Genomic DNA, 12,271 nt, shown 5'->3' on the forward strand with positions numbered 1-12,271 from the left:
CCCGTTGTGCGGTGATCAGCTGCCGGGGCGGTCGACATCGCCTCGCCAGGCACCGGTTTCGCGCCCCTGGTTTTCGATGAACTTCTTGAAGCGCACCATGTCGCTCTTCACCCGCCGATCCAGAATCCCCGTCCTGTCCGCCACGTTCTCGACGAAACCCTCCGGGTCGATGTCCATCTGCGCGGTCACCCGTGTCCGGGCGTCACCGAGGCGGTGGAAGGTGATGACGCCGGCGTGGTCGGGGCCGGAGTCCGAACGCCAGGCGATCCGCTCGTCGGGGTGCTGTTCGGTGATGGTCGCGTCGAACTCCCTGTCGACTCCGCCGAACTTGGTCACCCAGTGGGTGTGTGTGGCGTCCGTCTGACGGATCTCCTCGACCCCCTCCATGAACTCGGGGAACGATTCGAACTGGGTCCACTGGTTGTACGCGGTGGTAACCGGTACCTCGACATCCACGCTTTCCATGATGGTACTCAATGTTCTCCTCCTTGGTTTCTCTTTTCCTTTGCCTACCCACGGGTGCACAACGCGCAAACACCCCAACCCGTACACCGGCGATGACGACCGAGTGATTGACACGGCGCCGGGCCGGGTACAGCCCGATCAAGTAGGCCGATCAACGAGGAGTCCGAAGTGCATACGGCAAGTCTTCGCACGCTGACCGAGGACGAAGGTCCGTTCGTCTCCGTCCACATCGACGAGTCCCACGACACCGAGGACGCCGCCAAGCGGTTACGGCTGCGGCTCAAGGAAGTCGAAGCGGAACTGGACGAGCAGGGTGCCGACCGGCCGACCACGGACGCGGTCCTCCGGGCGATCCAGGAGAGCCCACCACCGGTGGGCTCCGCCGGGCGCAGTGTGATCGCGGCGCACGGCCGGGTCCTGCTCGACCGCAGGCTGGCCGCGCCGCCCCCCGCTCAGGTGGCCCGTTTTTCCGCTTTGCCCTATCTGCTGCCGGTGTTCTCTCACACGGTCGAGGAGCCCGACCACGTCGTGGTGCTCGTCGACCGGACCGGCGCCGACATCACCGTGCACCATGCCGACGGGTCCGTCGAGACCGAGACCGCGCACGGCCGGGAGCACCCGGTGCACAAGGTCCGGGGAGGCGGTCCTGGCCATCGCGACATTCAGCACCGCGCCGAGGAAACCGCCCGGCACAACCTCGAAGAGGTGGCCGAGCAGGTGGCCAAGGCGGTCGAGCGGGCGCGGGCACGGCTCGTCGTCCTCGCCGGGGAGGTCCAGGCGCGGTCGGCGCTGCACGACCTGCTGCCGGAGCCGGTCCGGCGGATCACCAGCGCCGTCGACGAGGGCGGCCGTGGCCCCGGTGCCTCCGAAGCCGGCCTGGACCGCCGTATCCACGAACTGCTGGTGGGCAGGCAACTCGCCGTGCTCGACGATGCCGCCGAGCGGTTCCGGGCCGAGAGCGGCCGCGAGTCAGGCCTCGCGGTGGGCGGCCTGCGAGGCGTCACCGATGCCCTGGCCGAGGCGAACGTGGCGACCGTGCTGATCGGCGACCCGCCCGAGGCGACCGTCTTCACGGGGCCCGAGCCGACCCAGATCGGCGTCGAGAAGCCGCGGTTGGAGGCCGTCGGCGTCGCGTCCCCGAGCGAGCGGCGGGCGGACGAGGCGATCCCGTTCGCCGCGATCGCCGTCGGTGCCGACGTGGTGGTCATGGACGAACGGCTGGACCTCCCGGAGGGCTTCGCCGCGCTCCTGCGCCATGCCTGAGCCGAAATCCCCTAAGGGAAGCTCAAACTTGCCCGCGTTTCATTGTGCCGTCGTGATGGAGGCCACCATATTCACCGGACATGACTGACTTGTCGAATCCAGCGGACAAGACCCGGCAGGCGGCGAAGGAACATTTCGCCCACGAGGAGGCCGGGTACCAACAGGGCCTGGGCAACCGGCATGTCCAGATGATCGCCGTCGGTGGTGCCATCGGTACGGGGTTGTTCCTGGGCGCCGGTTCCCGGCTGCACACCGCCGGGCCCGCGCTCGCCATCGTGTACGCGGTCGCCGGGGTCTTCGGCTTCCTGGTCGTGCGTGCCGTCGGTGAAATGGTGATGCACCGTCCGTCCTCCGGGTCGTTCGTCTCCTACTCCCGCGAGTTCCTCGGTGAGAAGGCCGCCTTCTTCGCGGGCTGGATGTATTTCCTGAACTGGGCGACCAGCGGTGTCGCCGATGTCACCGCCGTCGCCAAGTACACCCAGTTCTTCTGGCCCGGTCTGGACCAGTGGATTCCGGCGCTGATCGCGCTGTTCGTGATCCTCGCGGTGAACCTGGTGTCCGTTCGCCTGTTCGGCGAACTGGAGTTCTGGTTCGCCGCGATCAAGGTGCTGGCGCTGGTCGCCTTCATGATCACCGCGATCGTCGTGCTGGTGCTCCGGCATCCCGTCGACGGCCACGCCACCGGCCCCTCGCTGGTCTTCGACCACGGCGGCTTCTTCCCCGCCGGCGTGCTGCCCGCGCTGATGATCCTGCAGGGCGTGGTGTTCGCCTACGCGGGCATCGAAATGGTCGGGGTGACCGCGGGTGAGACGAGCAACCCCCGCAAGGTCATCCCGAAGGCGGTCAACTCCGTCGCCTGGCGGATCGCGGTGTTCTACATCGGCTCCGTCCTGCTGCTGGTGATGCTGCTTCCGTGGAGCTCCTACAAGAGCGGGGAAAGCCCGTTCGTCACGTTCATGTCCAAGCTCGGCGTTCCCGGTGCCGGTGGCATCATGGACATCGTCGTGCTCACCGCGGCACTGTCCAGTGTGAACTCCGGCCTCTACTCCACCGGCCGCATCCTGAAGTCGCTGTCCTCGGCCGGTTCGGCACCGAAGTTCACCGCGAAGATGAGCAGGAACGGCGTTCCCTACGGTGGGGTCCTGCTCACGGCCAGCGTCTACGTGGTCGGGGTGATCCTCAACCTGGTGGTGCCCAGTTCGGCCTTCGAAATCGCGCTGGAATTCTCCGCCGTCGGCATCATCGGCATGTGGTCCATGATCATGATCGCGCACCTCGCGATGCGCCGGAAGGCCAAGCTCGGCGAACTGGCCCGGCCGGACTACCGCCTGCCGGGCGCGCCGTTCACCAACTACCTCACGCTCGGCTTCTTGCTCCTGGTGCTGGCGCTGAGCTGGTTCAACGGCGAGACCGGCCGGATCATGATCTACTGCCTGCCGGTCATCGCGGCGGCGCTGGTGGCGGGCTGGTTCGCGGTACGCCGAAGGGTCGCCGAGGTCTCCGCCGAACGCGCGAGGGCGCACCGGTTCACCACGGAAATCGAATAGCCGGCCCAGGAGAAGTCCCCGGCACGAAACTTTCGTGCCGGGGCTTTTTCTGGAAACGCGCCCAGCTTGCCGGTACCCGTGGGTAAAACACGAGAAAGGCCCCTGACCGGCGGCAACACCGGCCAAGAGCCTTTCCTCGTGATCCGGCGTGATCAGCCGTCGTTCTCCGAGGACGGGAGGTAGGCGCCCGGCACGTCGGCCGGAGCGAAGACCTTGTCCTCACCCGGGTAGGGCTGGCTCCACTCGTGCGTCTGGTACCACGTGAGGTGGTTCATCTGCGCGGGGTTGGCGAAGTCGGGCCTGGCGTCCGCACCGGTCAGGTGCTGCTGTGACTCCCACTGGTCCCACTGCGCCGCGAGCCCCTGCTTGTCCGCGGGCACGGCGGCCGACGGCGCGGGTGCCGCCGCCGGGTTCTGCGCCGCGGGGGTGTCCACGCCGCAGGAGGGAGCGGTCTTGAGTCCGTCGGTCAGCGAGGTCCGGTTCGGCAGCGCCGCGAACGGCGTGAAGTCGGGCGCCTGGGTGAAGGCCTCCCGCATCGGGGTGGCGGCGCTGTCCTTCTGGTTCATCGGGCGGATCCCGAGGATCTGCTCGATGGTCCGGATCATCGTGATCTGCGAGTAGTAGTGGTCGTCCACGGTGCCGTGCTTGGCCCACGGGCTGATGATCTGGATCGGCGCACGGTGGCCGTCGACGTGGTCGAGCCCGGCCTGCGAGTCGTCCTCGACCACGAAGATCGCCGAGTCCTTCCAGTACGGGCTGTGCGAGATGGTGTCGACGATCTTGCCGACCGCGAGGTCGTTGTCGGCGACCTGGGCGGCCGGGCTCGGCGGTCCACCGGTGTGGTCGCTGGACAGCCAGAACATGGTGAAGTCGGCCGGGCCGTTCTTCTCGAAGTCACGCTTCCAGATCTCGTACCGGTAGATGTCCGGGACGCTGGTGTCGAACTTCGGGAAGCCGGGCACCGACACGCTGTTGAGCGACGGGATCGGCGAGGACGAGACCATCGGGTAGGCGGTGTTCTGCCCGGTCGCCTGCATGTTCTTGGTGTCGCAGTACAGGTTCTGCCAGCTCGCGCCGGCGGGCTTGGTGAGGAACTGCTGGAACTCGCCGAAGTCCCGCACGCTCTTGCCCGCCGTCTGGGCACCGGTCCAGATGAAGCCGCTCCGCTGGTGGCCGAGCGCGTCGTCCTCGGTGTCGTAGCTGCGCGCGTACTCGCCGGCCGAGGACTCGGTGTACTCCGGATCGTCGGCCTGCATCAGCCAGTTGTGGCCCTCGGCGGAGTTGGTGCCGATGTCGTAGGTGTTGTCGTAGAGCCCGAACTGCTGCGCCAGCGCGTGCTGGTTCGGCGTCACGTTCTCCCCGAACTGGGCCAGCGAAGAGTCGCCGTTACCGCGCGGGTCGTCCCCGTAGACCTGGTCGTAGGTGCGGTTTTCCTTGACCAGCAGGAAAACGTGCTTGATCGTCGACGGGTCGCCGAGCCGCTGCGGTACCGGCACCGGCCGTGCGTCGCCCCGGCCGTCGGCCAGCGAGGCCGCGCCACCGTGCCAGCCGTTCTGGGTGAAGACCTTGCCGGTCTCGGACCTGATGACGCGGTCGTCCGGGAGCTTGAACCGCTGCAGGCTCGACGTGGTGTCGTGGGTACCGTGCCCGGCGCTGGTGGTGGGGCGGCGGGCGTCGATGCCGCGGGTGTTGGAGATCAGCACGTCATTGCCGGAGGCCGTGACTTCCGCGGGGAAGTAGTCCGTCGGCAGCAGACCGACGTAGCTCACCGGCTCCTTCGGGCTCGCGTAACGGTAGACGGCGAGCGCGTTGGCGCGGCCGAGCGTCACCAGCAGGTGGCCGTCATCGGTGAGGGTCACCGCGTCGGGCTCGTAGCCGACCGTCGCCTCCGGCCACGGCTGCGTGGCAATGGTCTGAACCAACTGGTCCCGGGTGGTGTCGATGACGGAGACGTCGTTGCTGGCGGTGTTGGTGACGAACAGCGCGCCCTTCTTGGCGTACAACGCCGTCGGGTGCAGGCCGACGTCGATGCTCCGCACGGCGGCGGCCGGGTTCGCCAGGTCGATGACGCTGACCGTGCCGGTGGTCGTGGCGGCGGTCGACGGGTCGGCGGGCACCGGGGTGTTGTAGGAGTTGATCGTGGTGTCACCGGGCCTGGCCGGACGCCCGCCCTCGTTGCTGACGTAGAGCTTGCCGCCGACCGTGACCAGGTCGCGCGGGGCGTTGCCCACGGCCCAGCTCTGCTTGATGGCCCCGGTAGCCGCGTCGATGGCGACCACGCGGTTCTGGCCGTTCACGGCGGAGTACACAGTGGACCCGTCAGGCGAGAAGACGGCCTGGGCCACCAGCGCGTGTTTGGGCCCGTCCGCCGCGATCGGGACGGCGACCGGGTTGGCGACGGTGCCGTCGGGATTCACGGTGAACTTGGTGTAGCCGTCGCTCTGCCCCAGCCACAGCTGCGAACCGTCGGGCGAATACGTGGGGCCCTCCTGGCCCACGTCGTTGCCCTTGATGCGCAGGTTCGCCGACGCGGAGTTGCCGACGAGCTGCTGCACCTTCCAGTTCTTCACGTCGACGATGGCGAGCGCCATGCCGCCGTCGGTGACCGAGGCCGCGAGGTGGGCGCCGTCCGGGCTCGGCGAGGACGACATGATCTTGCCGTTGTTGATCACCAGCCGCTCCCCGTAGGGCGCGATGTACTGGTCGCTGGAAATGACCTCGCCCTGATCGGTGATCTGGCCGACCTGCTGGTGGCCGAACTGGTTGGTCTGGGCGAAACCGGTGCCCGCGGCGGCCACGGCGACCGCCGCCGTGCCCGCTCCGATCAGCGTCGCCCGGCGGCGCAAACGTTGACCGAGAAGCCCGGAACGGGTCTTCCCGGCACGCCTTCTGCGGCAGTTTACCGATTCGACTGAAAGTAGGCGGAGACGGTCCGCAGCCGAACCGCTTTCAAAGACCTGTTTCCGCCGTAGCTGCCGTCGGGTCGGTAAACGGCGGCACAGTACGTGCATTCGGTCATCCCTTCGAGGTGGTAGAGAGAAGCTCGACATTGCCGTCGAACTGCCAAAGTGGGTTGGGCTCGTCCCCGGCCGGGGTCCGGACCTGGAAGTAGCCGTTCACTTCCTTGGGTCCGTCGCCGTCGGCCACGTATCGGCCGTCCGGGCCGACATCGAGCTGGTAGATGGCCGTCCCCGTGGCGGCGACGTCAGGCAGATGCCAGGACACCACGCAACGCCAGTCGTTGCCCGGACCTTCGGAGGCGACCAAACCGCCGCCCTTCGTGCACGCCGCCGTCGCCGCCAGCTGCGCCTCGGTGACATCGGGGCGATTCAGCTCTTTGGTCTGCAGACGGTAGAGATGGGCGAACGCGGTGGCAAGAGACCGCTGCACCTTGTCCTGCCCGATGCCGGATCCGAGCGCGTCCACGGACGGGACCGCCACCGTGACGACCGCGACGGTGACGACCGCCAGTCCGGCGAGGGGCAGTGCGCCCACGGTGATCGCGCGGCGCGCCGATCCGTCGGATGTCAGGTTCGTGAAGTCGCGCCGCAGAAAGAGCAGACAGGCCAGCAGGGTCGCGGTGAGTGCCCACACCAGGCTGACCACGACGCCGATGAGGAGCGGCCCCAGCTGGGCCGGGCTGGTGAACAGACCCGGCCACGCGATGAAGGCGTAGCCCGGCAGGGAAAGGCGGACGGCCACCGGCAAGGGCAGTGTCTGGGCCAGTTGCATGGCCAGCGCCACCACCGCGGGCAGCAGCAGTCCCATCGGCGACCGTCCTAACGCGACGGACCCGAGCAGCCCGATGGCGGCGAGCGCCAGCGTCGGAGCGAGCCCGCACAGCCAGGCGAGGAACACCTTTCCCGCCGCGTCGCCGGGGTCCAGCAGGTGCCCGTCGAGACCGGCGAGCGGACGGCCGCCGACGGCGAGGACACCACCGGCCACGCTGGAAACGGCCATCCCCACGACGAACACCAGAATGACGGTGAGGCTGGCCAACGCCTTCGCGGTGAAGATCCGCCGAGGCGAGGAAACCGCCACCAGCAGATGACGCCAGGTCCCGAACCGGTCCTCGGAGGCGAACACGTCCCCGGCGACCAGCGACGTCAGCAGCGGAAGCGCCCAGGCGCCCGCGAAACCGAGCATCACCAGCGACCCCGCCCACCCCGTGGCGTTCATCCAGCGCCCGAAGACCGTGTCGACGGGCAGCGAACTCTGCTGGCTCACGACGGCGACGAAAAGCCCCGGCGCGATCCAGCAGGCGAGGACCAGCAGGCGCACGCGCCATTGCGCGAGCAGCTTCACCAACTCGAAGCGGTAGGCACGAGCCACCGAGACGGGACGGGCCGCCGCGGTCTGCTCGGTCTGCTCGAGCATCGCGGTCATCGGTCGGACTCCTGCTGCTCGGTGAGGGCGAGAAAGGCGGCCTCCAGCGGCGAGACCACGGGAGCCAGCTCGCGCAACGCGATGCCCCCGCGCACGAGTCGCACCACCAGTTCGTCCAGCGCGGGCACCAGCGCCCGCACCACGAGCACGTCGGCGTCCTGCCGTGGCCCGGAATCGTCGACGACGCGGATCCCGGCCGTGTCGGCGGCGACCCGGTGAGCGGCCGTCGGGTCGGAAGTGAGCAGCCGGTAGTCGAGTTCGCGGTTCTCGGCGGCGAGCTTGCCCAGCGGGCCGGAGAACACGACGCGTCCGGTCGCGAGGAGGGTCACCTCTGAACACAGCGTTTCGACATCGTCCATCCGGTGGCTCGAAAGCACGATGGTGGTTCCGTCCGTCGCCAGGCGGGCGAGGACACCGTGCACGTGCTTCTTCCCTGCCGGGTCGAGTCCGTTGGACGGTTCGTCGAGCACGAGGAGCCTGGGCTTGGTGAGCAGGGCGGCGGCGAGCCCGAGGCGCTGACGCATGCCCAGCGAGAAGCCCCGGACCCGGTCGTCGGAGACATCGGTGAGCCCGACCTGGCCGAGGACGTCGTCGATCTCCGGCGACCGCCGGTCACCGCCGCGCAGGGAGACCAGCGCGGCGAGGTTTCCTCGTGCGGTGAGCGACGGATAAAGCCCGGGCCCGTCCACGAAACCCGCGACGCCGTCCGGACCGGCGAGCGCTCGTCCGACCGGCGTACCCAGGATCTCGAGTTCGCCGCTGTCGGCGACGGCCAGGCCCAGCAGAAGACCGAGCAACGTCGTCTTCCCCGCTCCGTTCGGCCCGACCAGTCCGTGGATCTGGCCCTGTGCCACGTCCAGGTCGATGCCGTCGAGCGCGACGACATCGCCGAAACACTTGGTGATCCCGCGAGCCCGGATCGCGAGGCCTGCTTCCATACGTCCCTGCCTTACCTGGTCTGCAAGAAACTTAGGCACGGTAACCAACCTCGGCGGGAACGGCAGGTTGAACGTTCATGGAACGAAGGGCGACCTCGAAGCGGTAGTTTTCCCGTCATGGCCGACCACGGAGAAGCCGAGTTCACGAAACGTCTCGGCGCCGAGATTCGCACCCGCCGCCTGGCGCGGGGCCTGTCACTGCGTGCGCTGGCCAAGGAACTCAACCTCAGCGGACACGGCAACCTGGTCGACTACGAACTGGGCCGCCGGATCCCGCCGGAGAACCTGGTCGACGCCTGTGAGCGGGTCTTCGACATCTCCGACGGCGCGCTGCGGAACCTGCGTGAGAAAGCGCTTGCGGAACGGGCGAACGCGCAGGTGGAGCGAATGCTGCGGACACCGGAGGAGACCACGCCCGAACCGGACACGGAACCGGTGGCGAGCCGGCCCCGTCGTCGGTGGATCGCGGTCGCGGTCGCGGCGGCGATCGTGGTCGCGGCCGGAGCCGGCGTCGGAGTCCGGCAAATGCGGAGTTCGGGCTCGTCGGCTTCGGCGGTCCGGTTCGGCTTCGAGGACGGTGACCAACGGTGGAGCCAGTTGTGGGGTGTCAAGGTTCTCGACTATTCCGTCACCCAGGTCGTGGCATACGAGGGGAAACAATCCCTCGCGCTCGTCGCGACCGGAGCGACCAACGAGAACAAGGCCAAGGCGATCGGGGTCACCCATGGCCTGGAAACCCTGAAACCCGGCATGAAAGTAAGCCTCTATCTCCGCGTACCGACCCGGCAACGGGCCAGTGTCCGATTCTTCGCCTACGACTCACAGTCGCGCGAACACTGGGCGCGGGAAACTCCGGTAGGCGGGGAAGCCGCGCTTCCGGACGGCAACGAGTGGAAACGCTACGAGTGGACGGTGCCGGACGTCGATGTGGTGCACGCGATCGGCATGGAGATCTACCAGTGGACGGAGTCGCCGGTGACCGTCTGGCTGGACGCGGTCACCTGGTGATCAGCCTCCGTCCGGCCGAAGGATATCCGCCGTGTGGGTGGGTAGTCCCTACGGGACGGACGAGAAAAGGAGGCCGACGATGGATGCGCTCGAAGTGCTACGCGAAGACCACCAGCAGGTTCTCGACATGCTCACCCGGCTGGAGGCCACGCCGACCGTCGCGGCCGGCACGAACGGCGAACTCCTGGGCGCGCGGAAGAAGCTGGTGACGGAGATCGTGGTCGCCGAATCACGGCACGAGGCGGTGGAGGAACGGTACTTCTGGCCCGCGGTCCGCGGCGAAGTACCGGGCGGTGACGCACTCGCGGAGCACGCGGTCGACCAGGAACGCGCCGCCAAGTACCTGCTCGCCGCGCTCGAAGAGACACCCGCGGACCATCCCGACATCGACTCCATGATCGAACGCCTGATCCACGAGGGACGCGAGCACATCGACTACGAACAGAACGAGGTCTGGCCGAAAGTACGCGAAGCCATCGACAAGGACGGCCTCGACAAACTGGGCACCCGTCTGGCGGAGGCCAAGAAGACCGCACCGACGCGGCCGCACCCGGACACCCCGTCGGCGGCGCCCGTCCAGAAGGCGGTGGGCCCCCTCGCCGCGCTGACCGACCGGATCCGGGACTCGATCGGCCGGCGGCGCACGTAGGTTCGGCGTTTCGGCGTCCGGCTGGAGGGCAAACCCACGCGAGATGTCCATGAACGACCTCCCCCGCGACGGAAAGGTTCACCTTGAGTCGCCACGGCGATGATGATCTTCGGGACCGCCTGGGCGACGATCGGGATCACGTCCCTCGGCTCACCGCCCGGTAGCCGCTCGGTGGTACTGGGCATCTTCATGCTCATCATCGCCGCGCTGGTCGCGCTCCAAGGCGGCCTCAACGAACAACTCGGCCGTATCACGCAAGAAGCGGGAGTCCGGCACCAGCTGTAGCGCGCTGCCCGGACGGTTCAGGGAGAGAACCGTCCGGCGGCATCGACGAACGCGTCGTTGGCGGCCTTTTCCGCGATGGTCACCCGCACTCCTTCTCCGGGCTTGCCGCAGACCACGACACCGTTTTCGGCACAGAAACCGGTCAGCGCTTCCGCGTGCTCCGGCGTGGCGATCCACAGGAAGTTCCCCTCGCTGGGGGAAACCTGCCAGCCCTGCTCCACCAGGGCCTCGCGAACCCGGTCCCGTTCGTTCCTGGTCTCGGCCCATCGGCGGGCGATCGTTTCGTGCGCGGCCAGAGCGGCCATCGCGGCGTCCTGCGCGACGCTGCTGACCCGGTTGAAGAAGGTCGTTCCGCGCAGCCGTTCGGTCACCTTGCCGTGCGCGACGAGGTAACCGACGCGCAGACTCAGCAGGCTGTAGGACTTCGAAAAGGTCCGGACCACGCAGACCCGGTCGTCGTTCCGGTACAACTCGATGCCGTCGGCGACCTCGTCCGCCGAGAAGTCCCGGTACGCCTCGTCGATGACAACGACGACATCGGAGGGCAACGCGTCGAGAAACGCCCGCATCGCCGCCGGGCCGACCGCGGTACCGGTCGGATTGTTGGGATTGCACACCAGCACCATGCGGGTGTCCGGGGTGACGGCGGCCGCCATCGCGTCGAGGTCGTGCACGTCGCCGGCCAGCGGCACGCCGATCGTGCGTGATCCGGCGTTGGCGGCCATGATCGGATACGCCTCCCAGGACGGCCAGGCGTGCACCGTGGCACCGGACGGCCCGGCAATCGTGGTGAACAGCTGCTGCAGCAACGAACCGGAACCCGGGCCGACGAGAACGTCCGTAGCGGGCACGCCGTGATGGTCCGCGATCGCGGCGCCGAGTTTGGTGCTGATGGCGTCCAGGGTCAGATGCGCCCGCTCGATGGACCGTTTGGCGGCCTCCTGTACTTCGGGCAGCGGCGGATAAGGGCATTCGTTGAGCGACATGTCGAAGAAATCGCCGTCGGCGACCTTCGGCCGCATCCTGTTCCAGCTTTGATCATGCACGGGACATCACACTCGATTCTGTGCGCGTATCAGACTGAGCAGGGATGCGCTCCCCGGTTTCGGACCCGAAAGTTTCGGTGCCACTCGGTCAGGAATCAACGGACTCGGGGTCGGTTACACCTGATCTTGTCGGATCGGGTGAGCGGCCGTCAATGCACGACGGCGAACCGCCGACGCGGGAACGGTCCGGCCGGGGACCGGGAGACGGCGTTCCAACTCCGCCATCCACCGCAACATGGCACGCGGCCGGTTCCACGCGGCGAGTCCGACAAGCCGGCCTGCCCGCAGGAATCCGGTGACGTCCTTGGCGAGTTCGACCGTGTCGTCACCGGACGACGGATCCGGCAACCACCAGCTTGTTGTTGGTCAGGTGCACACCCAGGGATTCCTTGGTGCTGATCCAGTGCCGTACCTCGGTTTTCCTGGCGAGGTCGACACGGTGATCCCGCTGAAGCCTGGTGACGGATTCGGCGATATGGGGTCCGAACCGGTACAGAGCGAGCGGTTCGCGGAAGCCGAACGGCTTGACGACATAGTCGTCGGCGCCCATCTCCAGCAGCAGGACCCGAAAGGAGGGCGGGAAGCGACCATTCGCCGTCATCGCGGGCGGCCGCCGAGCGATCACCTCACCACCGTCTCGCCGGTATCCTGAGGTTTCGCGATCTACCGGACTCGCCCACATGC

12 protein-coding genes are annotated in these 12,271 nt (G+C 67.9%); 5 read left to right on the plus strand and 7 right to left on the minus strand.

Annotated elements, in window-relative coordinates; genetic code table 11:
- Positions 1-15 precede the first annotated feature (15 nt).
- On the minus strand, positions 16-477 hold the full coding sequence (locus ACFSXZ_RS27680; RefSeq protein ID WP_378268147.1) for an SRPBCC family protein: 462 nt from the start codon (positions 475-477) through the stop codon (positions 16-18).
- 156 nt (positions 478-633) lie between these two features.
- Here ACFSXZ_RS27680 and ACFSXZ_RS27685 point away from each other — a divergent pair, with 156 nt between their 5' ends.
- Both ACFSXZ_RS27685 and ACFSXZ_RS27690 read left to right on the plus strand, forming a co-directional pair.
- Positions 634-1,728 (plus strand): Rv2629 family ribosome hibernation factor, encoded by a 1,095-nt coding sequence (locus ACFSXZ_RS27685; RefSeq protein ID WP_378268148.1) that lies wholly within the window; start codon positions 634-636, stop codon positions 1,726-1,728.
- A 188-nt stretch (positions 1,729-1,916) separates the two neighbouring features.
- The gene (locus ACFSXZ_RS27690; protein WP_378268391.1) at positions 1,917-3,275 is read left to right on the plus strand and encodes an amino acid permease; all 1,359 of its coding nucleotides are present in this window, start codon (positions 1,917-1,919) and stop codon (positions 3,273-3,275) included.
- Positions 3,276-3,427: 152 nt separating this feature from the next.
- Here ACFSXZ_RS27690 and ACFSXZ_RS27695 read toward each other — a convergent pair whose 3' ends face one another.
- The 3 genes from ACFSXZ_RS27695 to ACFSXZ_RS27705 all read right to left on the minus strand — a co-directional run bounded on the left by ACFSXZ_RS27695 (position 3,428) and on the right by ACFSXZ_RS27705 (position 8,599).
- Positions 3,428-6,121, minus strand: coding sequence for a bifunctional YncE family protein/alkaline phosphatase family protein (locus ACFSXZ_RS27695; RefSeq protein WP_378268149.1), 2,694 nt, complete (start codon positions 6,119-6,121; stop codon positions 3,428-3,430).
- A 169-nt stretch (positions 6,122-6,290) separates the two neighbouring features.
- Positions 6,291-7,661, minus strand: coding sequence for an ABC transporter permease (locus ACFSXZ_RS27700; RefSeq protein ID WP_378268150.1), 1,371 nt, complete (start codon positions 7,659-7,661; stop codon positions 6,291-6,293).
- Positions 7,658-8,599: an ABC transporter ATP-binding protein gene (locus ACFSXZ_RS27705; RefSeq protein WP_378268151.1), complete on the minus strand. Its 942-nt coding sequence runs from the start codon at positions 8,597-8,599 to the stop codon at positions 7,658-7,660. Before ACFSXZ_RS27705 ends, ACFSXZ_RS27700 begins: the two co-directional genes overlap by 4 nt.
- A 117-nt stretch (positions 8,600-8,716) precedes the next feature.
- On the opposite strand from ACFSXZ_RS27705, the gene ACFSXZ_RS27710 reads away from it, so the two are divergent.
- The 3 genes from ACFSXZ_RS27710 (at position 8,717) to ACFSXZ_RS27720 (ending at position 10,541) form a co-directional block, all read left to right on the plus strand.
- Positions 8,717-9,607 (plus strand): helix-turn-helix domain-containing protein, encoded by an 891-nt coding sequence (locus tag ACFSXZ_RS27710; RefSeq protein WP_378268152.1) that lies wholly within the window; start codon positions 8,717-8,719, stop codon positions 9,605-9,607.
- A 79-nt stretch (positions 9,608-9,686) separates the two neighbouring features.
- On the plus strand, positions 9,687-10,256 hold the full coding sequence (locus ACFSXZ_RS27715) for a hemerythrin domain-containing protein (protein ID WP_378268153.1): 570 nt from the start codon (positions 9,687-9,689) through the stop codon (positions 10,254-10,256).
- A 99-nt stretch (positions 10,257-10,355) separates the two neighbouring features.
- Positions 10,356-10,541, plus strand: a complete 186-nt coding sequence (locus tag ACFSXZ_RS27720; RefSeq protein ID WP_378268154.1) for a hypothetical protein — start codon at positions 10,356-10,358, stop codon at positions 10,539-10,541.
- A 17-nt stretch (positions 10,542-10,558) separates the two neighbouring features.
- On the opposite strand, the gene ACFSXZ_RS27725 is transcribed toward ACFSXZ_RS27720, so the two are convergent.
- From ACFSXZ_RS27725 to ACFSXZ_RS27735, 3 genes are all read right to left on the minus strand, one after another.
- Positions 10,559-11,563: an aminotransferase class I/II-fold pyridoxal phosphate-dependent enzyme gene (locus ACFSXZ_RS27725; RefSeq protein ID WP_378268155.1), complete on the minus strand. Its 1,005-nt coding sequence runs from the start codon at positions 11,561-11,563 to the stop codon at positions 10,559-10,561.
- Between the two features lie 138 nt (positions 11,564-11,701).
- Complete coding sequence (locus ACFSXZ_RS27730; protein ID WP_378268156.1) at positions 11,702-11,935, minus strand: hypothetical protein; 234 nt, start codon at positions 11,933-11,935, stop codon at positions 11,702-11,704.
- Complete coding sequence (locus tag ACFSXZ_RS27735) at positions 11,913-12,212, minus strand: hypothetical protein (protein WP_378268157.1); 300 nt, start codon at positions 12,210-12,212, stop codon at positions 11,913-11,915. Before ACFSXZ_RS27735 ends, ACFSXZ_RS27730 begins: the two co-directional genes overlap by 23 nt.
- Positions 12,213-12,271 lie beyond the last annotated feature (59 nt).

The sequence above is a fragment of the Amycolatopsis pigmentata genome, from assembly GCF_042684065.1.
GTDB lineage: Bacteria > Actinomycetota > Actinomycetes > Mycobacteriales > Pseudonocardiaceae > Amycolatopsis_E > Amycolatopsis_E pigmentata.